At 38.8% G+C, this 21,768-nt stretch carries 22 protein-coding genes; 15 read left to right on the forward strand and 7 right to left on the reverse strand.

All coding sequences use genetic code 11. From position 1 onward, the window contains the following. Positions 1-31: 31 nt before the first annotated feature. Positions 32-667 carry a YktB family protein gene (locus tag ACFX4W_RS23690; RefSeq protein ID WP_013056062.1) on the reverse strand — a complete coding sequence of 212 codons (636 nt, stop codon included), beginning with the start codon at positions 665-667 and terminating at the stop codon, positions 32-34. 267 nt (positions 668-934) lie between these two features. On the opposite strand from ACFX4W_RS23690, the gene ACFX4W_RS23695 reads away from it, so the two are divergent. Beyond that, positions 935-1,120, forward strand: a complete 186-nt coding sequence (locus tag ACFX4W_RS23695) for a hypothetical protein (protein ID WP_013056063.1) — start codon at positions 935-937, stop codon at positions 1,118-1,120. Positions 1,121-1,315: 195 nt separating this feature from the next. Then, positions 1,316-2,122, forward strand: a complete 807-nt coding sequence (locus ACFX4W_RS23700; protein WP_016763440.1) for an inositol monophosphatase family protein — start codon at positions 1,316-1,318, stop codon at positions 2,120-2,122. Positions 2,123-2,230: 108 nt separating this feature from the next. Here ACFX4W_RS23700 and ACFX4W_RS23705 read toward each other — a convergent pair whose 3' ends face one another. Continuing rightward, complete coding sequence (locus ACFX4W_RS23705) at positions 2,231-2,416, reverse strand: YlaF family protein (RefSeq protein ID WP_016763441.1); 186 nt, start codon at positions 2,414-2,416, stop codon at positions 2,231-2,233. Positions 2,417-2,529: 113 nt separating this feature from the next. On the opposite strand from ACFX4W_RS23705, the gene typA reads away from it, so the two are divergent. Together typA and ACFX4W_RS23715 are read left to right on the forward strand one after the other, a co-directional pair. After that, complete coding sequence (gene typA, locus ACFX4W_RS23710; RefSeq protein WP_028407947.1) at positions 2,530-4,368, forward strand: translational GTPase TypA; 1,839 nt, start codon at positions 2,530-2,532, stop codon at positions 4,366-4,368. A gap of 160 nt (positions 4,369-4,528) precedes the next feature. After that, positions 4,529-4,846, forward strand: coding sequence for a YlaH-like family protein (locus tag ACFX4W_RS23715; RefSeq protein WP_043979535.1), 318 nt, complete (start codon positions 4,529-4,531; stop codon positions 4,844-4,846). Positions 4,847-4,872: 26 nt separating this feature from the next. Here ACFX4W_RS23715 and ACFX4W_RS23720 read toward each other — a convergent pair whose 3' ends face one another. After that, on the reverse strand, positions 4,873-5,307 hold the full coding sequence (locus ACFX4W_RS23720; protein WP_043979532.1) for a hypothetical protein: 435 nt from the start codon (positions 5,305-5,307) through the stop codon (positions 4,873-4,875). A gap of 1 nt (position 5,308) precedes the next feature. Continuing rightward, positions 5,309-5,509 (reverse strand): YlaI family protein, encoded by a 201-nt coding sequence (locus tag ACFX4W_RS23725; RefSeq protein WP_013056069.1) that lies wholly within the window; start codon positions 5,507-5,509, stop codon positions 5,309-5,311. Positions 5,510-5,694: 185 nt separating this feature from the next. Here ACFX4W_RS23725 and ACFX4W_RS23730 point away from each other — a divergent pair, with 185 nt between their 5' ends. Next, positions 5,695-6,150 (forward strand): pyridoxamine 5'-phosphate oxidase family protein, encoded by a 456-nt coding sequence (locus tag ACFX4W_RS23730; protein WP_013082304.1) that lies wholly within the window; start codon positions 5,695-5,697, stop codon positions 6,148-6,150. 26 nt (positions 6,151-6,176) lie between these two features. Here the strand turns inward: ACFX4W_RS23730 and ACFX4W_RS23735 are convergent, their stop codons facing one another. Next, positions 6,177-6,776 (reverse strand): YhcN/YlaJ family sporulation lipoprotein, encoded by a 600-nt coding sequence (locus tag ACFX4W_RS23735; protein ID WP_013056071.1) that lies wholly within the window; start codon positions 6,774-6,776, stop codon positions 6,177-6,179. A 216-nt stretch (positions 6,777-6,992) separates the two neighbouring features. On the opposite strand from ACFX4W_RS23735, the gene ACFX4W_RS23740 reads away from it, so the two are divergent. Continuing rightward, positions 6,993-8,321 carry a PhoH family protein gene (locus tag ACFX4W_RS23740; protein ID WP_013056072.1) on the forward strand — a complete coding sequence of 443 codons (1,329 nt, stop codon included), beginning with the start codon at positions 6,993-6,995 and terminating at the stop codon, positions 8,319-8,321. Between the two features lie 37 nt (positions 8,322-8,358). Here ACFX4W_RS23740 and ACFX4W_RS23745 read toward each other — a convergent pair whose 3' ends face one another. Continuing rightward, positions 8,359-8,859 carry a hypothetical protein gene (locus tag ACFX4W_RS23745; RefSeq protein WP_013082306.1) on the reverse strand — a complete coding sequence of 167 codons (501 nt, stop codon included), beginning with the start codon at positions 8,857-8,859 and terminating at the stop codon, positions 8,359-8,361. A gap of 281 nt (positions 8,860-9,140) precedes the next feature. On the opposite strand from ACFX4W_RS23745, the gene ACFX4W_RS23750 reads away from it, so the two are divergent. The 3 genes from ACFX4W_RS23750 to pyc all read left to right on the forward strand — a co-directional run bounded on the left by ACFX4W_RS23750 (position 9,141) and on the right by pyc (position 14,324). Beyond that, positions 9,141-9,407, forward strand: a complete 267-nt coding sequence (locus tag ACFX4W_RS23750; RefSeq protein WP_370506486.1) for an Fpa/YlaN family protein — start codon at positions 9,141-9,143, stop codon at positions 9,405-9,407. A gap of 143 nt (positions 9,408-9,550) precedes the next feature. Continuing rightward, positions 9,551-10,741 carry an FtsW/RodA/SpoVE family cell cycle protein gene (locus ACFX4W_RS23755; protein WP_280559297.1) on the forward strand — a complete coding sequence of 397 codons (1,191 nt, stop codon included), beginning with the start codon at positions 9,551-9,553 and terminating at the stop codon, positions 10,739-10,741. A gap of 133 nt (positions 10,742-10,874) precedes the next feature. Beyond that, entirely contained in the window at positions 10,875-14,324 is a 3,450-nt protein-coding gene (gene pyc, locus ACFX4W_RS23760; protein ID WP_280559298.1) for a pyruvate carboxylase, read from the forward strand. A gap of 39 nt (positions 14,325-14,363) precedes the next feature. On the opposite strand, the gene ACFX4W_RS23765 is transcribed toward pyc, so the two are convergent. Further along, positions 14,364-15,266 carry a COX15/CtaA family protein gene (locus ACFX4W_RS23765; RefSeq protein ID WP_034653460.1) on the reverse strand — a complete coding sequence of 301 codons (903 nt, stop codon included), beginning with the start codon at positions 15,264-15,266 and terminating at the stop codon, positions 14,364-14,366. A 508-nt stretch (positions 15,267-15,774) separates the two neighbouring features. On the opposite strand from ACFX4W_RS23765, the gene cyoE reads away from it, so the two are divergent. The 6 genes from cyoE to ctaG all read left to right on the forward strand — a co-directional run bounded on the left by cyoE (position 15,775) and on the right by ctaG (position 21,759). After that, entirely contained in the window at positions 15,775-16,713 is a 939-nt protein-coding gene (cyoE, locus tag ACFX4W_RS23770; RefSeq protein WP_043979525.1) for a heme o synthase, read from the forward strand. A 137-nt stretch (positions 16,714-16,850) separates the two neighbouring features. Further along, positions 16,851-17,906 carry a cytochrome c oxidase subunit II gene (gene coxB / locus ACFX4W_RS23775; RefSeq protein ID WP_016763448.1) on the forward strand — a complete coding sequence of 352 codons (1,056 nt, stop codon included), beginning with the start codon at positions 16,851-16,853 and terminating at the stop codon, positions 17,904-17,906. Between the two features lie 34 nt (positions 17,907-17,940). Beyond that, positions 17,941-19,806, forward strand: a complete 1,866-nt coding sequence (gene ctaD / locus ACFX4W_RS23780; RefSeq protein WP_043979522.1) for a cytochrome c oxidase subunit I — start codon at positions 17,941-17,943, stop codon at positions 19,804-19,806. Further along, entirely contained in the window at positions 19,806-20,426 is a 621-nt protein-coding gene (gene ctaE, locus ACFX4W_RS23785) for a cytochrome c oxidase subunit III (RefSeq protein WP_013056081.1), read from the forward strand. Before ctaD ends, ctaE begins: the two co-directional genes overlap by 1 nt. Before the next feature lie 4 nt (positions 20,427-20,430). Then, positions 20,431-20,763, forward strand: coding sequence for a cytochrome c oxidase subunit IVB (gene ctaF / locus ACFX4W_RS23790; RefSeq protein ID WP_013082313.1), 333 nt, complete (start codon positions 20,431-20,433; stop codon positions 20,761-20,763). A 57-nt stretch (positions 20,764-20,820) separates the two neighbouring features. Then, on the forward strand, positions 20,821-21,759 hold the full coding sequence (gene ctaG, locus ACFX4W_RS23795; RefSeq protein ID WP_080781642.1) for a cytochrome c oxidase assembly factor CtaG: 939 nt from the start codon (positions 20,821-20,823) through the stop codon (positions 21,757-21,759). Positions 21,760-21,768: the final 9 nt, after the last annotated feature.

A 21,768-nucleotide genomic window follows, 5' to 3' on the forward strand; every position in this document is an offset into this window, starting at 1 on the left:
GCTCCATTTTTTTTATATCAATTCGTTAAAATTATGCATATGCTTTTTTAGTTAGTTCATATAATGGAGTTACCGTATGAAATGTTTGTTCAATACGAGCTATCCATTCTTCGCCGTTCATTGCAATCGCTTCTTCTTTTGGAATTGTAATACCGCATAGGATCTCAGCTTTTTTAACCGTCTCTAGACGTTCAAACAAACTCTCTAAGTCTTCAGAAGATAAGTCGCCCATTTTGTCACTATCAGGTTTTGTATGATCTTTTGACCAAACAAACGAGGCTGGGATATTTTGACGAATCTCCTCAATGTTTTGTTTTAGCAGCTTTCCAAATTGTTCTTTAATAGGTGATTCGTAAATGACGGCGAACCACACAAAGACATGTGTTTCCCAAAGGCCAATTTGAAAATGAGGGAGCTTTTTATACCCGCGTTTACTGTTAGCAAAGGCTACCCACGTATCTGCTGGCGGGTTAACTGTTCTTCGTGCATGTTTGGCAATGTGTACGAACATTTCATCTCCACACAGTGAAGAAAGAGTAGGAGCAAAATGATTGCTCAATTGTTCGAATTTTGGGCGTATCGTTGTCTTGATGGCTTCCATACGTGCATCAAGTCCCTCGATACGGAATACGTTAAAGTCATCTTGTGAAAATCCTGAGAATGCCATGTGAAACCTCCGTTTTTTAGTGAATATGTATAGCTGCTGTGCATCTATGCAAGTAAGTATGATTTACGCGAAGATTCTACCACATGAAAAGCATAAACACCAATTAATTCGCATATGCTTGTCAAAACGTGTCTATCATTTTTTTATAGGTAATCACACAATTTAGTTACATGAGATTAGGTTTCGACATAGACTATATCAATCAAAATATCTGAAAATTTAGTTTTCTATAAGCGGGTTCAATAATTTGAGAGGGGTGTTTGAAACATGAAACAAGTGGTGAATATGTATAAGAAGAATGATGGACAAAAAAGATTAGGTGTAATTCGTTTGGAGTTAGATTACGAGTTAGCGACGTTATATGAAGCCATGATGGAGAATAATGAGGAACAAAAACAAAAATGTAAGCGAAAGCTCGAGAAACTTCGTGAAGAAATGATATCTCTTCAGTAGCAGATACGGGAATAAAATAGAACAAATAAGGGTAAACTGTAAAAAAGGATTAAACTGAATGAGCAGATTCATAAGTGGTAACAGAGCACGTGGGAGAAGAAGCGGCAGTTCTTCTCCCACGTGCTCTGTTAATTGACATCTTGCAGAGGTTTTTTTAAGCTTAAATAAGAGACGTATTTTTGAGGGGGAATTGAGATGACGCAACGCTGGAAAGAAATCGATACATACGTTAAAGAGTGGCTAAAAGAAGCTGGACAAAAAATTCAACAGTCGTTTAGTAAAGAACTTCTCATTCAAACGAAATCGAATCCAAATGATTTAGTAACAAATATGGATAAAGAAATCGAACAGTTTTTTATCTCAAAAATCAATGAAACCTTTCCGGAACATCATATTCTCGGAGAAGAAGGATATGGAGAAGAGCTTGAATCAGAAGAAGGAACGATTTGGATTATCGATCCAATCGACGGGACGATGAACTTTGTTCATCAGCAGCGGAATTTTGCTATTTCTATCGGTATATTTGAAAATGGTGTAGGACAAGCAGGTTATATTTATGATGTTATTCATAATGAGCTGTATCATGCTTTAAAAGGACAGGGCGCGTTTATGAATGACATCCAATTGCCGAAACTTGAACCTGTACCAGTTGAACAAGCTATTATTAGCCTAAATGCAACATGGGTAACTGAGAACCGCCGTATTGATCCTTCCGTATTAAGTCCGCTTGTGCGTAAAGTAAGAGGGACCCGTTCATATGGATCCGCAGCTATTGAGCTTGCTTACGTAGCGGCTGGACGCTTGGATGGATACATTACTCTACGTTTGGCTCCATGGGACTTTGCTGCCGGTAAAGTATTGATTGAAGAAGTTGGAGGAGTTATGACGGATTTAGAAGGAAAGCCGTTAGAAATTCTTGAAAAAAGCAGTGTATTTGTAAGCAAACCAACATTACATGACGAAATCTTTCGTACGTACCTTGAAGGAAAGTGGAATAAATAAAATAGAAGTGAAGACTTACGTGTAGTCAAAGAATTTTGTGATGAAAAAACGTCATGAACCATTTTGATGTTGCAAATGGCCATGACGCTTTCAATCATCGCAAAAAAATTACAGCTGCCCTTTTTCTCGCATTTTTTTCTTAGTCGTAAAGCCAAGGCCCATTACAACAATTAAAGCTGCGATAGCTAAAATGACCCCGAGAGCGCTTCCTTCTCCGATAAATATGCCGATTGACATAATTGCCGCAGTTGCGATAAATGCATATAAAACAAATACCCACTTAATGTTTCTCATGTTGATTCCTCCCATTTATAACGGATATTTATAGTGTACAACAAAATCATTCTGCAATTCTAGAGTTAGTGTGATATAATAGCTTAGTTATTACAAGCATAGGAGTGAAATGCGTGAACATTCGTAAAGATTTACGTAATATTGCCATTATTGCCCATGTAGACCATGGGAAAACAACGTTAGTAGATAAATTATTACATCAGTCCGGAACATTCCGTACTAATGAGCATGTTGAAGAACGTGCGATGGATTCAAATGACCTTGAGCGTGAGCGTGGAATTACAATTTTAGCGAAAAACACAGCTATTAATTATAAAGATACGCGTATCAACATTATGGATACGCCGGGACATGCTGACTTCGGTGGAGAAGTTGAGCGTATTATGAAAATGGTAGACGGTGTTCTACTTGTAGTAGACGCATATGAAGGATGTATGCCTCAAACTCGCTTTGTATTGAAAAAAGCATTAGAGCAAAACTTAACGCCGATTGTTGTTGTTAACAAAATTGACCGTGACTTTGCTCGTCCAACTGAAGTAGTGGATGAAGTAATTGACTTATTTATTGAACTAGGTGCAAGCGAGGAACAAATTGAGTTCCCTGTTGTTTATGCTTCAGCAATCAACGGAACGGCTAGCACGAATCCTGAAAAGCAAGATGAGAACATGTCATCTCTATTTGACTCAATCATCGAGCACATTCCAGCACCGGTAGACAACAGCGACGAACCACTTCAATTCCAAGTGGCAATGCTTGACTACAATGACTATCTTGGTCGTATCGGTGTAGGTCGCGTATTCCGCGGAACAATGAAAGTAGGCCAGCAAGTTGCATTAATGAAGCTTGACGGTACGGTAAAACAATTCCGTGTAACAAAATTATTCGGTTTCCTAGGCTTAAAGCGTGTTGAAATCGAAGAAGCAAAAGCAGGAGACCTGATCGCTGTATCAGGAATGGAAGACATCAACGTAGGTGAAACCGTATGTCCGTTTGACCACCAAGATGCACTGCCAATTTTACGTATTGATGAACCTACTTTACAAATGACGTTCTTAGTAAACAATTCACCGTTTGCTGGTCGTGAAGGTAAATTTGTTACATCTCGTAAAATTGAAGAGCGCTTAATGTCTGAACTTGAGACGGATGTAAGTTTACGCGTGGAAAATACTGATTCACCGGATGTATGGGTTGTTTCAGGACGTGGAGAACTTCATTTATCTATTTTAATTGAAAATATGCGTCGTGAAGGATATGAGATTCAGGTATCAAAACCTGAAGTAATCGTTCGTGAAATTGATGGCGTTCGCTGTGAGCCAGTTGAACGTGTGCAAATCGACGTACCTGAAGAACATACGGGTTCTATTATGGAATCAATGGGTGCTCGTAAAGGTGAAATGGTTGATATGATTAACAACGGCAGCGGTCAAGTTCGTCTGATCTTTATGGTTCCTGCACGTGGTTTAATCGGTTATACAACTGAGTTCTTATCGTTAACTCGTGGATTCGGTATCATTAACCATTCATTTGATAGCTACCAACCAATGCAGCAAGGTCAAGTTGGAGGTCGCCGTCAAGGTGTGCTTGTTTCTATGGAAAGCGGTAAATCATCTACTTATGGAATCCAAGGCGTAGAAGACCGCGGTACAATTTTCGTTGAGCCAGGTACAGAAGTATACGAAGGTATGATCGTAGGAGAACACACTCGTGAAAATGATATCGTTGTTAACATCTGTAAAATGAAGCAAATGACGAATATGCGTTCTGCGAATAAAGATCAAACAACAGGTATGAAAAAACCTCGTATTATGTCTCTAGAGCAATCACTTGAATATTTAAACGAAGATGAATATTGTGAAATCACACCAGAATCTATTCGTCTACGTAAAAAAGTTCTTGATAAAAATGAACGTGAAAAAGCAGCGAAAAAGAAAAAATACGCTGACACGAAATAATAAAAAAAGTAAGTCGTTAGCTCTATCTGCTAGCGGCTTGTTTTTTATCTATTATATCAGAATTTTCTATTTTTTGAAAGCGTTTTATAAAAGAGGGATTTGGAAAGGAAAAAGGTGGCTTATATCGAATAATGTAAAGTAAGGAATAGGGGGAAGAAATATGGATGTAAAAGAACACCTTTCATTTTTTGCAGCTCTGTATCAAGTAGATGAACATGCAAAAATAGGAATGTGGCTGTTATACTTTACCATTTTAGGGCTATCTGTTCTCGTGTACAAACTCGGGTTTGCAAAGAAGCTACCGCTTTTAAAATCTATGGTTATTTATCTATTTTTAGCTTTTGGATGTACGATCTTAACGTTTTTAGGCATTTTTTTACCTGTAGCTGAAGGGCTTGTGGTTGCAGCGCTTGTATTAATTATTTATAAAATACGGCTGTATCAGGCTAAGAAGCAAAACTCCACGTTGGGTTCATAAAAGACTACATGAAAAGACGCTTGTAGCTACAAGCGTCTTTTTAGTATGATATAGCCGAAGACAAGAGCGGCTGCGAAAATTAAATGGCCAGCTGTCCAATAAAAAATCGCTACTGCATCATCCACCGCAGGCGTAGGCTTGAGCGCAAGCAGCGTCAATGGAAAATACAAAGAAATGGTTGGAAGTGTTAATAAAAAGGAACACAATACGATTTTTCGAATAGACATATTATTTAATTTACCTACTATGTAAACAAAAACGATCCCAATTGCAGCGGCAATGAATAAATGAAAAACAAACTCTACCCATTCAGGCCATTGAATAGGGCCAATGATAGGAATAAAATCAACATTTAATAAAAGGGTATAAACTTGTTTGCCGGTTAGCCATTCTATCCATTTTAAACATAACCCAAGGATAATCCCGCTTAACATGCCAATACTTATTCCTAATCGGAGCACCTTACCAATCCTCCTCTGTCTTTTTCGACTCATATAGTTTAAAGTTTCCAGTAGCTATGCGTTCTTTTGTTCGTTTTTCAATCCGTTCAGAACATTCATTGCACATATATGTATGGATAGGACGGTTGCGCAGTCGTTTTGCCACGAGCGTTTCATCCTCAATTGTTTCAATTTTATCGCACATGACACATTGTACTCTCATTTCTATCACCTCAACTTCTCTATACATCATTCTAGCCGAAAATTCTTGTTTTATAAAGTTTTTTTGCGGTGCTATCTCTCAGTAGAAAAGGAACGATAGGAAAACATTCCTAAAGAAGCAGGTAATTTTGCTTGTTAGCTCGAAGATAGTAACTAGTAAGTACATAAACAGTAGGAGGGATGAAAATGGCCAACGAAGTCGAGACTCAACTAGTAGATGCATTATACGATGAGCTACAGACAGAGAGATTTGCAACCATTTCAACTATTGATTTTGAAACAAACGGTCCAAATGTTAGTGCCATTTCGTGGTTAGTAGCTCCGACTAAACAAAAAATTCGATTTGCCGTAGATGTCAAATCGAGGATTGTAGAAAACATTAAACATACGAATAAAGCAGTGGTAAATATTCTTGCTAATGAATCATGTTACTCAATCAGCGGAATAGCTGAGGTAGTGCAAGAAAAATTAGAAGGAGTAGCTTTAAAGCTGACGCTAATTGAACTAGATATTAATGAAGTAAGAGATGTCATGTTCTATGGTTCTAAGATTTCAGTAAACCCTTCATATGAAAAGACCTATGATCCAGTAGCAGCTGCTAAACTCGATAAGCAAGTAATTGAAGCGATAAAAAAAGCTTAGCAGCAGCCTGCCGCTAAGCGACTTTCTTATTCATTTTTTTGAAGGTGATTATTAGATTGTTTTTCCTGCTCATTCTTTAAATTTTGCTCTTGTTTATTATTTAATTTTTGATTGTTTGTATCTGTTGAGCTAGGATTTCGGCGAATTTCTTCTGCAAATTCGGGCATCACTCGGTTTACAATGGCTGCTAATTCATCTAAAAATCCTGTAACCGGCCGACCTTTGCGAATTTCATTTCCAATTTGTTTTAGCCGAGCGACCGTATCAGGATCTGCAATAACAACAGAATTAGCACCGTACGGATCAGCTTTCAGACCTTCGGCAACTGTATATTTGATTGAACTTACTTCTGAACGATCAATATCTTTGCCGACGTCAATGCCTACGATTGCATACTTACCGAGCACAATGGCAGTAGCATCATTTACATTCGGAACGCTTGAAGCCAGTTCAACTAAATGAGCTGATATTTCATTAGCAGTACGCTTGTGAGAGCGTTCAGGAGATGAATTTTTGACCTGTACAATTCGATCTGTTTTTTGCCCTTCTTCAACGTCTGCTTGGTTATTGTTGCAGCCGGTTAGTGTAATAAAACATAAGCTAATGGATAGAAAAAATTTGTTCATGTGGGAGACTCCTCCTTATGAATGACTCATTTTTTGTAGTAATTTGTATTTAGTTTCTAATAGTTCTTCTATCTTTATACACGTGTTCATATATTTAAAGAAAATGGTCCGTCCATTTAAGGTCACTTCACACATGTGCGTTACATAGTATATAAATGGATGGGTGCCTTGTTTCACTCCTTACAGGAAAAACAATCGGAGTAGGAGGCTGAATTATTGGGAAAAATTTATGTATTAGATACGAATGTTTTATTACAAGATCCGCATTCAATTTTTTCATTTGATGATAACGAAGTAGTGATTCCGGCCGTTGTGCTAGAAGAAGTTGATTCGAAAAAAAGAAATATGGATGAAGTCGGACGAAATGCAAGGCAGGTATCCAAACTCATTGATAACTTGAGACAACATGGAAAGTTATATGAGAAAATCCCTTTAGAAAATGGGGGCCATTTGCGAATTGAACTCAATCATCGCTCTTTTCAACAGCTTCAAGAAATCTTTGTGGAAAAAACAAATGATAATCGAATTTTAGCTGTTGCTAAAAATCTATCTCTTGAAGAGGAAACAAAAGAAGATGGACGTGAAGTGATACTAGTGAGTAAAGATGTGTTGGTACGTGTGAAGGCTGACGCAATCGGCTTAAGAGCAGAAGATTTTTTAAGTGATCGAGTAGTGGAATTCAATAGTATTTATACTGGCTTTTCGGAAGTCTATATTGCAAAAGAACTGCTGAGTCAATTTTACGAAAAAGGAGAGCTGCTAACGTCTCAAATTGCGAACCACTCCTTTTTTGCAAATCAATTCTTAGTGATGAAAGATGCATTTGGGGGATCCGGATCAGCCATCGGCATTGTCGATCAAACAACAACGAAAGTAAAAAAGCTTTTATTTGAATATGATCATATCTGGGGAATCAAACCTCGAAATGTTCAGCAAATTATGGCTTTAGAACTTCTTCTTAGAGACGACGTTCAACTGGTCACGTTAATTGGAAAGGCAGGTACGGGTAAAACGCTGCTTGCTTTAGCTTCAGGACTTATGCAGACGGAAGATCTAGGATGTTTTAAAAAGCTACTTGTAGCTCGTCCAATTGTTCCTTTAGGGAAAGATATTGGATTCTTGCCAGGAGAAAAGCAGGAGAAGCTTCGTCCATGGATGCAACCAATTTATGATAACCTAGAGTACTTATTCAACACTAAAAAACCTGGAGAACTGGATGCGATTCTAGCGGGGCTCAGTTCAATAGAAGTGGAAGCCTTGACGTATATAAGAGGCCGAAGCATTCCGGAGCAGTTCATTATTATTGATGAAGCGCAAAATTTAACGAAGCATGAAATTAAAACAATTTTAACAAGGGTAGGGGAAAAGAGTAAAATTGTCCTTATGGGAGATCCGGCTCAAATTGATCATCCTTATTTAGATGAGTATAACAACGGATTAACGTACGTAGTTGAAAAGTTTAAAGAGCAAAAAGTATCGGGCCACGTCCGGTTAATCAAAGGAGAGCGCTCCGGGCTAGCACAATTAGCAGCTGATATTCTTTAAAAGAAGCGGGGTTCCTTTTGGAACCCCGCTTCTTTTGTTATGTAACGATGATTTCTTCCACATATTTAATAGGGTTATTTCGGTTGGATCCGTCAGGTAAATAGACATAGATAGGCCCATCTTCTCTAAGAGGCTTTCCATCTTGGCTGAAACCAAAGATTAGTTTTTGTGCTTCTTCTAATGAAAAAGAAATCAGTGCGTCTTTTGTTTTAAATGAAACGTTGGTAGCTTCTTCAGTAGGTGAAGCGTTAGCTAGAAAAGGTGCAAATAAAATGCCGAATGTTCCATTTACTAGCTCCTGTTTTTTGAATTTCTTTTCGGTTTTTAACGTAGGAGGAAAGACGGCTCCCTCTTGAATTTCACGGTCCCAATGCTTCGAAACAGCCTTTGTGTACGCTTCTGTTTCGTCTTTTTGCTCCGGTGGATGTTCAAAGAAAACCTCCATATCGAGCTTGCGGTCATCGAAAATCCACACGCTTGGGTCGAGTGTCAGCGTATATTTTACTTTTCCTTTTAACATAATAATTGAATTCATCATAAATGCCCCCTTGCTAAAAGTATAAGCGCTTTCTACTTATTTGTCACTTTGATGAAAAAATTTAGTTGAGAGTGATTCTCGTATGATATAATGTAAAGGTCAACGAAAGTGCGAAATTTCCTACATCTATGGTAACGGTTTTGAGAAAGTAACAGTATAAAAAAGACGGCCAGCCTCACGGACATGTTTATCCTTGCTTTTTTGGAGCATAGCCTTTAAAATTGAGAGATAGATTAGGTAATCGCTCGCGAACGGAGGGATTGAGTTTGACGCCTGAGACAATGATAGATCATCGTGAAAAAGCGTATGCGTTGTTAAAAGCTGATGCAGATAAGATTTTGCAATTAATTCAAGTTCAAATGGATAACTTAACAATGCCACAATGTCCTCTTTATGAAGAGGTTTTAGATACACAAATGTTTGGTTTATCAAGAGAAATTGATTTTGCAGTTCGTCTTGGTTTAATTGATGAACGTGTTGGAAAAACATTGCTAGACCGCCTCGAGCGTGAACTTTCTGCACTGCATGAAGCGTTTACAAAAAAATAAAAATCACGCGATCGAAACTCAAACTATATACAAACGTAGTTTGAGTTTTTTATTACAGGTGGTTGAAATTTCCTAATTTACTCAAATTTGTACATAAAAAATGAAACGAAACAGAAACACGTCATTTTTAAAGGAAGAGGGTTATGGTAAAAAAAATATTTAGGCATTTTGACTATTCAATTGTAATTCCAGTGCTGCTTCTTTGTGCGGTTGGACTAGTTATGGTTTACAGTTCAAGTATGATTGTAAGTATTACAAGATATCATACGTCAAGCGATTTCTTTTACAACAGACAAAAAATGTGGCTTGCTTTTACGCTTGTATTGTTCATTTTAACAATGCTAACACCTTACAAGCTGTATCCTAAAATACTGCCTTATGCGATTCTAGGCATTTTTGTACTGCTTTTGCTTGTGTTTGTAATGGGACATACGAGTAACAATGCGCAAAGTTGGCTGCAGCTTGGCGGGGCAAACATGCAGCCGGCTGAGTATGCCAAGCTCGTTGTCATTTTATACTTATCGTATGTTTTGTCTAAAAGGCAAGAGTATATTGATAACATCAAAAAAGCTTTTTTTGGACCTATGGGTCTTGTATTTCTAATATTAGGCTTTGTAGCTATTCAGCCTGACCTTGGAACGGGATCAATTATTTTTGCTATTGCTGTTACCATTATGCTATGTTCGGGAATCTCTAAAAAAACCTTTTTCCGCATGCTAGCACTAGGTATCATTTTGCTTACGGTAATTATTACGATTGGTTTTTTTACAGGTCAGTTTACTGCCAATCGAATTGGCCGTTTTACCGGTGCATCAGATCCGTTTACCAATGCTCAAGGAACCGGTTATCAGCTGGTTAATTCATATTTAGCAATAGGTACAGGAGGCTTAAAAGGCCTTGGTTTAGGAGAGAGTGTACAAAAGTATGGTTATCTTCCGGAGCCCCATACCGATTTCATTATGGCTATTATTGCAGAAGAATTAGGGTTCTTTGGAGTTATGCTCGTGCTGGGCCTTTTAGGCTTCTTAATTTTCAGGATTTTAATGCTGGCTAAAAAATCTCATGATCCGTTTGCTAGCATGATTTGTATTGGAGTAGCCAGTATGATAGGTATTCAAACAGGCATTAACCTTGGAGGACTTACGGGACTCATTCCGATTACCGGCGTCACGCTTCCGTTTATCAGTTATGGAGGGTCTTCCCTGCTAACGCTGATGGTATCTATGGGAATTATTGTAAATATTTCTTTTTTCGTAAATTATCAAAATAAAAAACAGAAAAATACGGAAAGTATTGTGCTACATCCGAACAATACATCGACAACAAGCGATTGATTTTCGTAAAAAAATTGTGTAAAAAAAGCAAAAATTTATTGGAATTTTATCAGTTTCCATTGATTTTTGCTTTTCTTTTATCCAATTTTGCTATATATTGAAGTTTATACGAAATTGAGAGGAGATTAGCAACATGAGTTTTGTAACTAAAAAAATCAAAAAAGTATTAGTAGCAAACCGAGGAGAAATTGCGATTCGTGTATTTCGAGCATGTACTGAACTGAATATTCGGACTGTTGCAATTTATTCTAAGGAAGACGCAGGTTCTTATCACCGTTACAAAGCGGATGAAGCCTACTTAGTAGGAGCGGAGAAAAAACCGATTGATGCTTATTTAGATATAGAAGGCATCATCGACATTGCTAAGTCTCATGATGTAGATGCTATTCACCCTGGCTATGGTTTTTTGTCAGAAAATATCCAATTTGCGAAACGTTGCGAAGAAGAAGGCATTATTTTTATTGGTCCAAAATCCAAGCATCTTGATATGTTTGGGGATAAAGTAAAAGCACGTCATCAGGCTATTCAAGCAGATATTCCCGTTATTCCTGGTACGGATGGTCCTATTGATTCAATTGACGAAGCAAAAGAATTTGCTAATCAGCATGGATATCCTCTAATGATCAAAGCTGCTTTGGGCGGAGGCGGTCGAGGCATGCGTATCGTTCGCGATGCAGACAGCCTGAACGAATCTTATGACCGTGCTAAATCAGAAGCAAAAGCTGCTTTTGGTAATGATGAAGTGTATGTCGAGAAACTAGTTGAAAATCCAAAACATATTGAAGTGCAAATTTTAGGTGATGAACAAGGAAATGTTGTGCATCTTTATGAACGCGACTGTTCTGTGCAGCGCCGTCACCAAAAAGTAGTAGAAGTAGCACCAAGTGTTTCTATAGATGAAGACTTACGTCTCCGCATTTGTGAAGCAGCTGTGCAGCTGATGGAAAAAGTGCAGTACATAAATGCTGGTACAGTAGAATTTTTAGTATCAGGAAACGATTTTTATTTTATTGAAGTAAATCCACGTGTTCAAGTAGAGCACACAATTACTGAAATGATTACAGGTATTGATATCGTTCAATCGCAAATTTTAATTGCAGACGGCTACGCGCTTCACAGCAAGGAAGTATCCATTCCTGCACAAGATCAAATTCACGTACATGGATATGCGATTCAATCTCGTGTAACGACAGAAGATCCGTTAAACAATTTTATGCCGGATACGGGTAAGATTATGGCTTATCGTTCTGGTGGCGGTTTTGGCGTACGTTTAGATACGGGAAACAGTTTCCAAGGTGCTGTAATTACGCCTTATTATGATTCACTGTTAGTAAAAGTAACAACATGGGCATTAACATTCGATCAAGCCGCATCAAAAATGGTACGGAACTTAAAAGAATTTCGTATTCGTGGAATTAAAACCAATATTCCGTTCCTTGAAAATGTAGTGAAGCATGATAAGTTCTTAACAGGTGCTTATGATACATCATTTATTGATACAACGCCTGAACTTTTTGTTTTCCCGAAGCGAAAAGACCGCGGAACTAAAATGCTTACATACATTGGGAATGTTACGGTAAACGGATTCCCAGGTGTATCGGAAAAGAAAAAGCCAATCTTTACAAAACCGCGCGTTCCTAGTGTGGATATAAGCAAACCAATTCAAAACGGAACAAAGCAGATTTTAGATGAAAAAGGCGCTGAAGGGCTAGTAAATTGGGTGAAAGAACGCAAGGAAGTGCTATTAACGGATACAACCTTCCGTGATGGCCATCAGTCTCTTTTAGCAACGCGTATTCGTACAAATGACTTAAAACAAGTAGCTAACCCAACTGCACGCTTGCTTCCAGATTTATTTTCTATGGAAATGTGGGGGGGAGCAACGTTTGATGTCGCTTATCGATTCTTAAAAGAAGATCCGTGGGATCGCTTGCTTACTTTACGTCAACAAGCGCCAAACGTTCTTTTCCAAATGCTTCTTCGCGCGTCAAATGCGGTTGGATATAAAAACTATCCTGATAATGTAATTAAAGAATTTGTTGAAAAATCAGCTTATGCAGGTATTGATGTTTTCCGTATCTTTGACAGCTTAAACTGGGTGCAAGGAATGACTCTTGCAATTGACTCCGTTCGTCAAACAGGAAAGATTGCAGAAGCAGCAATGTGTTATACAGGTGATATTTTAGATCCGACGCGCCGTAAGTATGATTTGGATTACTACAAGAACTTAGCAAAAGAGCTTGAGCAATCTGGAGCACATATCCTGGGCATTAAAGATATGGCGGGCCTTTTAAAACCACAGGCAGCTTATGATTTAGTATCGGCTCTAAAAGAAACGGTTAATATTCCAATCCACCTTCATACGCATGATACAAGCGGAAACGGTGTATACACGTATGCAAAAGCAATTGAAGCAGGTGTAGACATTGTAGACGTAGCCGTAAGCTCAATGGCAGGCTTAACGTCTCAGCCAAGTGCTAACTCTCTTTATTACGCATTAGAAGGTGCGGACCGCAGACCAAATCTAGATATTAAAAATCTAGAAGAGCTTTCTTACTATTGGGAAGACGTGCGAAAATATTACCAAGACTTCGAAAGCGGCATGAACGCTCCTCATACAGAAGTATATGTGCATGAAATGCCAGGCGGTCAATATAGCAACTTACAGCAACAAGCAAAAGCAGTTGGTTTAGGAAACCGCTGGGATGAAGTAAAAGATATGTATTCACGCGTGAATTTGTTATTTGGTGATATTGTAAAAGTTACGCCATCATCAAAAGTAGTTGGAGATATGGCATTGTTTATGGTTCAAAACAACTTGACAGAAGAAACGCTGTTTGAGCGCGGTGAAACGCTTGACTTCCCGGATTCAGTTATTGAATTGTTTGAAGGGTATTTAGGACAGCCTCACGGGGGATTCCCTAAAGAGCTTCAGCGCATCATTCTAAAAGGCAGAAAACCTATTACAGTTCGTCCTGGAGAACTGTTAGAAGATGTGGACTTTGATGCAGTGAAAGAAAAGCTGTTTAAAGACTTAAATCGTCAAGTAACGAGTTTTGATGCCATTGCTTATGCGCTGTATCCAAAAGTATTTATGGATTATCACAAAGCAGTCGAACAATACGGGGACATTTCTGTTCTTGATACCCCGACTTTCCTATACGGCATGCGTTTAGGAGAAGAGGTTGAAATTGAGATTGAAAAAGGAAAAACCTTAATTGTTCGCCTTGTATCCATTGGAGAACCGCAGGCAGACGGTACGCGAGCAGTATACTTTGAATTGAACGGTCAGCCTCGTGAAGTCGTGATTAAAGACGAAAGTGTTAAAACAACCGTTACGGCAAAACAAAAAGCCGATCAAGCAAATCCGGCCCACATCGGCGCTTCAATGCCTGGAACCGTTATTCGAGTAGTAGTAGAAAAAGGCGATAAAGTCTCAAAAGGTGATCACTTAATGATCACAGAAGCAATGAAAATGGAAACAACCGTGCAAGCACCATTTGACGGCGTGATTAAACAAGTACACGTGTCGAGTGGAGATGGCATTCAGCCGGGAGATTTATTAATTGAATTAGAAAGCTGATCAAAAAAGGTGCGAGCTCTGAGCTCGTACCTTTTTTGATCAATTATGTGTATGGCGCGTTGCAAGTAAGGTTAAGTAGCTTAATACACCGAATAGGAAAGAGATAATTAAAGAATGAGCAAGCGCGAGCTCTAGCTGCAAACGTGTGACAACAACAAGCATACCGGAAACCGCCTGAAAAGTAACTAGAATGAGAGCAGCTAACCATCCGTAAAAAATATTTTTTTGATGGCGATAATATTTAACTGCATGGATAAAGGCGGCTAAAATCCATACAAACGTTAAAACAGCAGCGAATCGATGTCCCATTTGAATCCACTGATTCAAATCAACAGGCAGCCAACCGTTTCCGTTTGAACAAAATGGAACGTCTGGACAAGCTAAGCTAGCTTCTTTATGGCGAACAAGCGCGCCCGTGTACACAACGGCATATGTGTACAAGATAACCCCGTAAATATGTTTTTTCATTTTAGAGCCTAGCTGCATATTAGTTGCGTCGAGCTTTTGATCCACTTCAAAGATAATAAGTGTTAACAGCAGCACAGAAGCAAACGAAATAAGAGAAATACCAAAATGAAGAGCAAGCACTGCATCTGATTGTCCCCACATAACGGCAGCGGCCCCAATTAATGCTTGCAGTACTAGGAAGAAAAAAGAGATAAACGCTAAAGGTCTAACTTCTTTTATATGCCCTAGTGAAATCCATGCCCATACGCATAAAGCGAGCACAAGAAAGCCTGACACGCCAGAAACTAAGCGGTGGCTTAATTCAACAACGGTTTCAAATGTTAAAGGGTCAGGAATGAGCTGTCCATTACACAGAGGCCAAGAATCTCCGCACCCGTCTGCTGAACCAGTTTTCGTGACAAGGGCACCGCCAAGCAGAATAAGTAACATGGCCATGCTCGTCACAACGGATAAAAATTTTAATCCAAGTCGCACAATAATCACCATCCTAAAAGCAAAGTAAGTAATATAACGAGCTAAACAATTTATCCTAATCTTTTTGTATATTAAACATAAATTTCATTTATTCTCCATAAACTTGATTGAATTTGTTATAATGGTAGAAAGTGTAAGGTTTATTCATGAGTTTGACTCTGCAGATATGTAAAAGGTACCGTACAGAAAACTATTTTACTTGCACAAATATCTTTTAACAAGTGACAGGGACATGCATTTAGCTCATGACAAAAAAAATCCATATTTTTTTCATGAATTCTTCACAAAGTAACGGCAAAATATGGTTTAATAAACATGAGAAATAGATATTTCTCTACTATTTTACCGTTTACATGTGAAGCTTTTAAGTAGCTTTGGTGAGAGGAATATGACTTCTTTTTGAACAAAGAGGAGATTTTTGTAAAAATATGTTGAAAACGCCTTCATTTGTAGACTCTTTATTTACTAGATAGATAAAAGTCTGTGGATGAGTAAAGGAGGAAGCGCCATGGAAGATTCAAAAATGGTGGAAGATTCAACGCTTTCTGCATCGCCTAACACAGCTCATGTAAGCGAAAATAGTTCCGTTTGGTCAGATTTTTTAGCTACGATTAAAATTGGAATAGTCAACTCGAATTTCATCACCACCTTTACTGGTTTTTGGCTAGCTCTTTTCTTCAACGAACAACACTTCTTAGAAAACCTGGATAAAGCATTTTTTACTTTAATAGGTTCTTCACTTATCATCGCCGGTTCATGCAGTTTGAACAATTACATAGATCGTGACATTGACCCTCTAATGGAACGAACAAAGGGACGACCTACAGTGACAGGGAGTTTTACACCTTTGACGGTCCTTGGGATTGGAATCGGTTTTACGTTAACCGGCTTGCTTATGCTACTAGTTGTTTCTTCAGTAGCCGCTCTCATTGGATTAGCAGGAATACTTACATATGTAGTTCTTTACACCATGTGGTCCAAAAGACTATACACAATTAATACAGTAATCGGAAGTATATCAGGAGCTGTCCCGCCTTTAATTGGATGGGCCGCTATCGATCCCAATTTACATGTAGTGGCTTGGGTATTATTTTTAATCATGTTTATTTGGCAGCCCCCTCATTTTCTAGCTCTTGCTATGCGAAGATGTGAAGAATACCGGGCAGCGGGAATCCCTATGTTGCCTGTTGTACACGGGTTTGAGCTGACAAAACGACAGATTCTCATTTGGATTGCTTGTTTGTTGCCATTACCTCTTTATTTATACCAATTAGGCACTCCATTTCTAATTTTGGCCACTGTTTTAAACATAGGATGGCTATTTTTAGGATTTGCTCAATACAATAAACAAGAAGACACAAAGTGGGCTAGCATGATGTTTGTCTACTCACTAAACTATTTAACTATTTTATTTGTCTCAATGATTGTCGCAACGCTTTTTGCCTAGATAAAATCTTTCACTGAATGCGACACTGCACAAGGGGGATTTCTTCTACATGTAGAATTCATTATAGAAGGAATAAGTTTTATGCTCAAGAGGGCATAGATGAAATCACGTCAATGAAAGAGAGGTTGGGGAATGGTATGAAAAAATGGCGATTGAACTTTCGTGTTTTGTCGTTATTTACGTTGCTTGCATTCGTGTTATCGGCCTGTGGAAAACCGTTTTTGTCGACACTTAAGCCTGCAGGTGAGGTAGCTGAAGAACAATATTCGCTTATGCTGCTTAGTACAGCCATCATGGTTTTAGTTATTATTGTTGTCACCATTATCTTTATATTTGTTATTCTGCGCTTTCGTCGTCGTAAAGGCGAAGAAAATGTGATTCCAAAGCAAGTAGAGGGAAGCAGAAAGTTAGAAATTATATGGACAGTGATTCCTATCTTGCTGCTGATTATTTTGACTGTTCCAACGGTTATCTCAACATTTAAGCTAGCGGATGTAAAAGGAATGAAGGACAAAGATGCTGTCGTAGTAAATGTGCGCGCTAACTTGTACTGGTGGGAATTTGAGTATCCTAATCAAAAAATTATTACATCGCAAGATCTAGTTGTTCCAACGGATAAAAAAGTCTACTTTAACATTAAAGCTTCTGACGTCAAGCACTCATTCTGGATTCCTTCAGTTGGAGGAAAGCTCGATGCTAACACAGAAAATGATAATAAATTCTGGCTAGTGTTTGATTCTAAGAAATCGAAGGAAGCTAACGGGGTTTTCTACGGAAAATGTGCTGAGCTTTGCGGTCCATCTCATTCTCTTATGGACTTTAAAGTACGGGCTGTATCAAGCGATGAATTTGATACGTGGGCAAAAGATTTGAAAAAGGCAAAGCCTGATGTAGAAACAGCATCCGCAAAAGCTGGTCAAGAGGTCTTTAATGAAAGCTGTATCGGATGTCATGCTGTTGACGTCAAAGACAATCGTCCAGAGCAAGCTCGTCAAGCACCAAACTTAGCCGGTTTTTCTGAACGTGAGCGTGTAGCTGGGGTGCTTCCTCACAACAAGGAAAATATCAAAAAATGGTTAAAAGACCCTGAAAAAGTTAAGCCGGGTAATAAGATGAGTGGTACATATCCTGACTTAACAGATGAACAAGTGAATGAGCTAGCAGACTATTTAATGAGTTTAAAAGAAAAATAAACGTCCAGTCGTTTTTAAAAGGGGAGGTTTAGCGATGAGTACACTCAGTCAAAAGAAGGGTGTAGGTGGAACAATTTGGGATTTTATGACAACCGTTGACCATAAGAAAATCGCCATTCTTTATTTAATCGCCGGCGGTATCTTTTTTCTAGTCGGAGGAGTGGAAGCGCTATTTATACGTATTCAGCTGGCTATACCAAGCAATGACTTTGTTAGTGCAGGAACGTATAATGAAATTTTAACAATGCATGGAACAACAATGATTTTCTTAGCCGCAATGCCGCTTCTTTTTGCCATGATGAATGCAGTTGTTCCGCTGCAAATTGGAGCTCGAGATGTAGCATTTCCATTTTTAAATTTGTTAGGTTTTTGGTTGTTTGCCTTTGGGGGACTCTTTTTAAATCTAAGCTGGTTTTTAGGAGGAGCACCTGATGCAGGGTGGACATCATATGCTTCGCTGTCTATTGCATCACCTGGTCACGGAATTGATTTTTATGCGATAGGTTTGCAGATTTCCGGAGCCGGGACATTGATTTCAGGTATCAACTTTCTCGTGACAATCATTAACATGAGGGCGCCAGGTATGACTTATATGCGTATGCCGCTGTTTACGTGGACGACGTTTGTTGCATCAGCTCTTATTTTGTTTGCGTTTCCAGCGCTAACGGTTGGATTGTTCTTAATGATTTTTGACCGCTTATTCGGGGGAAACTTTTTTGACGCCACAATGGGTGGGAACACCATTATCTGGGAACATCTTTTCTGGATATTCGGTCATCCGGAAGTATATATTTTAATTCTTCCAGCGTTTGGTGTTTTCTCTGAAATTTTACCTACTTTTTCAAGAAAGAGATTATTCGGGTACTCGTCGATGGTTTTTGCTACCGTATTAATCGGATTTTTAGGGTTCATGGTGTGGGCTCACCACATGTTTACAACCGGACTTGGTCCAATTGCAAATGCCATTTTTGCTGTCGCTACGATGGCTATCGCCGTTCCAACTGGAATTAAAATTTTTAACTGGCTGTTTACGCTTTGGGGAGGAAGTATTGAGTTTACGTCTCCAATGCTGTATGCTGTCGCCTTTATTCCATCGTTTGTTATCGGGGGAGTAACAGGAGTTATGGCAGCTGTAGCACCTGCAGATTATCAATTTCAAGATTCTTATTTTATCGTTGCCCACTTCCATTACGTTATCGTAGGCGGTGTCGTATACGCTATATTAGCAGGTGTCACATACTGGTGGCCAAAAATGTTTGGGAAGATGTTAGATGAAAAGTTAAGCAAAGCAACGTTCTGGCTCTTTTTGATTGGTTTCCACTTAACGTTCTTTATTCAGCATTTCTTAGGCCTAATGGGGATGCCTCGCCGCGTATGGACGTTCTTGCCTAATCAAGGTCTCGACCTTGGGAATGCAATCAGTTCATCAGGAGCTGCTTTCATGGCGGTTGCTACGCTCATTTTACTGGTTAATATTATAAAAACAACTGCCAAAGGACAAAGGGTAGGAGGAGACCCTTGGGGAGACGGACGTACATTAGAATGGGCTATTTCATCTCCGCCTCCAGAGTATAACTTTAAACAAACGCCGCTTGTACGCGGGTTAGATGCATATTGGATTGAAAAAATGGCAGGAAATAAAGAAATGACGCCAGCCGAACCTCTTGGTGATATTCATATGCCAAACTCGTCGTTTATTCCATTTATGATATCGCTTGGAATGTTTATTGCAGGGATGGGCTTTTTGTATCGAAATGATCATGCGTGGGGAGATATTGTAGGGATTATCGGAATGATCGTCATGTTTTTATCAATGTTCTTCCGTTCATGGATTGATGATCACGGCTTCCATATTCACAAAGAAGACTTAGTTGATGATGACAAGGAGGCGAAGATGTAATGGAGACTGAACAAAAGCTAACTGCTGAAACTTTCCCTGCTTCGCCTGAAAAAGCAACGCTTGAAGGGAAAAATAAATTTACTGGCTTTTGGCTCTTTTTAGGCGGAGAGACGGTTTTGTTTGCTTCACTTTTTGCTACTTATTTAGCTTTACGTAATTCAACGATGTCAGGACCTAAGCCAGAAGAATTGTTTGATATTAAGCTTGTTTTTGCAGCCACCATGATTTTATTAACAAGTTCACTAACAAGCGTATATGCTATGTATCATATGAAAAATTTTGAATTTAAAAAGATGCAGCTATGGTTAGGCGTTACGTGGCTTTTAGGTTTAGCGTTTTTAGGGCTAGAAATTTATGAGTTCAGGCATTATGTTCATGAAGGGCATACGTTTACAAGCAGCGCATTCGGTTCTTCTTTCTATGCGCTGGTTGGGACCCACGGAGCTCACGTAACGTTCGGATTGCTTTGGATTGGTTCTTTGATGATTCGAAATGCAAAGCGGGGGTTAAACTTATATAACGCTCCTAAATATTATGTCGCAAGTTTATACTGGCACTTTATCGATGTTGTGTGGGTCTTTATTTTCACGGTTGTATATTTAATGGGAATGGTGGGATAAGCTGATGACGACAAATCAATCAAACTCAGATAACCCAAGGCTCAATTTAGATTATCGTAAAAAAAGAAACGCAGAAGATATGAAAATGCAAGTTATCTCTTTTGGGATGATGTTGTTTCTAACGCTAATTGCTTTTTTTGCGGTTTATCAAGAGTTTAGCGGATGGTACATTATGCCGGTGATTGTGCTCTTGGCCGTTGTTCAAGTCATCTTTCAACTTTATTATTTCATGCATATGAACCACAAAGGACATACCATACCAGCATTTTTCTTGTATTCAGGCGTATTGGTAGCTCTTTTAACCATTTTAGCTTTTGTAACCATTATTTGGTGGTAAAGAAAAGGGCTGGCATGCGCCAGTCCTTTTCATCATCTGTAGAAGGAGGAATAGATGTTGATTAACAATTTGCAGATGTTTGGTTTTGAAGCACTTTGGAGTCCTTACTATTTTTTAACCATTTGTCTGGTGACCGTCTTATATTTTTTCATCGTTGGTAGATGGAGAGGGAATTTTATAGGAGCGGTGGCCGTAAACAGAAAAACAAAAGCGTATTTTGTTATCAGCATGGTTCTTTTATATATATGTAAAGGAGGACCTGTAGATTTACTAGGGCATTTTATGTTTAGTGCTCATATGACGCAAATGGCAATCGTTTACTTGGTGATTCCTCCGCTTTTTATTTTAGGAATTCCGGCGTGGTTAGCTCGTTCTGTTGTTTATGTAAGAGGGGTTAAACCTATTTTTAAATTCTTTACACAGCCCTTAATTGCGCTACTGTTATTCAATGGGTTATTCTCTTTGTATCATATTCCGCTGCTTTTTGATTTTATTAAAACGGATATGATGCTCCACGGAATCGTGAGTGTTGTATTATTTATCGCTGCATTTTGCATGTGGTGGCCACTCGTTAATCAGCTAGAAGAAGAACAGACGCTAAGTTCTTTAAAAAAGCTTGGATACATTTTTGCAGATGGCGTACTCCTTACTCCAGCGTGCGCGCTGATTATTTTTGCAAATCATTCTTTATATGCGACGTATACAGACTCAAGCGCTTGGGTACAAGCTCTTTCCCTTTGTGTACCGCCTTCTATGATTGCAAGTTTAGGGCAGCTTGCTCCCGAGATGTTTAATACGCTGCCGCCCGTGGAAGATCAGCAGCTAGGCGGCGTTATTATGAAGATCATTCAAGAAATTGTGTATGGAACGGTTTTAGGCTTTATTTTTTTTCAGTGGGCTCGAAAAGAACGAGAGAAAGATACGTACATGCCCGATTTTACTGAGCCTCAAGATATAAAACCAAAGGAATTTCCGTCTACTCCTCCTTTGAATTAAAAAAAGCGC

This window comes from Priestia sp. YIM B13489 (assembly GCF_042787645.1).
GTDB classification, from domain to species: domain Bacteria; phylum Bacillota; class Bacilli; order Bacillales; family Bacillaceae_H; genus Priestia; species Priestia megaterium.

What these genes read in the sequence shown, in the direction of transcription:
- ACFX4W_RS23690 (WP_013056062.1), bottom strand. Translation starts at nt 667, where the DNA reads ATGGCATTCTCAGGATTTTCACAAGATGACTTTAACGTATTCCGTATC.
- ACFX4W_RS23695 (WP_013056063.1), top strand. Translation starts at nt 935, where the DNA reads ATGAAACAAGTGGTGAATATGTATAAGAAGAATGATGGACAAAAAAGA.
- ACFX4W_RS23700 (WP_016763440.1), top strand. Translation starts at nt 1,316, where the DNA reads ATGACGCAACGCTGGAAAGAAATCGATACATACGTTAAAGAGTGGCTA.
- ACFX4W_RS23705 (WP_016763441.1), bottom strand. Translation starts at nt 2,416, where the DNA reads ATGAGAAACATTAAGTGGGTATTTGTTTTATATGCATTTATCGCAACT.
- ACFX4W_RS23715 (WP_043979535.1), top strand. Translation starts at nt 4,529, where the DNA reads ATGGATGTAAAAGAACACCTTTCATTTTTTGCAGCTCTGTATCAAGTA.
- ACFX4W_RS23725 (WP_013056069.1), bottom strand. Translation starts at nt 5,509, where the DNA reads ATGAGAGTACAATGTGTCATGTGCGATAAAATTGAAACAATTGAGGAT.
- ACFX4W_RS23730 (WP_013082304.1), top strand. Translation starts at nt 5,695, where the DNA reads ATGGCCAACGAAGTCGAGACTCAACTAGTAGATGCATTATACGATGAG.
- ACFX4W_RS23735 (WP_013056071.1), bottom strand. Translation starts at nt 6,776, where the DNA reads ATGAACAAATTTTTTCTATCCATTAGCTTATGTTTTATTACACTAACC.
- ACFX4W_RS23745 (WP_013082306.1), bottom strand. Translation starts at nt 8,859, where the DNA reads ATGATGAATTCAATTATTATGTTAAAAGGAAAAGTAAAATATACGCTG.
- ACFX4W_RS23750 (WP_370506486.1), top strand. Translation starts at nt 9,141, where the DNA reads ATGATAGATCATCGTGAAAAAGCGTATGCGTTGTTAAAAGCTGATGCA.
- ACFX4W_RS23755 (WP_280559297.1), top strand. Translation starts at nt 9,551, where the DNA reads ATGGTAAAAAAAATATTTAGGCATTTTGACTATTCAATTGTAATTCCA.
- pyc (WP_280559298.1), top strand. Translation starts at nt 10,875, where the DNA reads ATGAGTTTTGTAACTAAAAAAATCAAAAAAGTATTAGTAGCAAACCGA.
- cyoE (WP_043979525.1), top strand. Translation starts at nt 15,775, where the DNA reads ATGGAAGATTCAAAAATGGTGGAAGATTCAACGCTTTCTGCATCGCCT.
- coxB (WP_016763448.1), top strand. Translation starts at nt 16,851, where the DNA reads ATGAAAAAATGGCGATTGAACTTTCGTGTTTTGTCGTTATTTACGTTG.
- ctaD (WP_043979522.1), top strand. Translation starts at nt 17,941, where the DNA reads ATGAGTACACTCAGTCAAAAGAAGGGTGTAGGTGGAACAATTTGGGAT.
- ctaE (WP_013056081.1), top strand. Translation starts at nt 19,806, where the DNA reads ATGGAGACTGAACAAAAGCTAACTGCTGAAACTTTCCCTGCTTCGCCT.
- ctaF (WP_013082313.1), top strand. Translation starts at nt 20,431, where the DNA reads ATGACGACAAATCAATCAAACTCAGATAACCCAAGGCTCAATTTAGAT.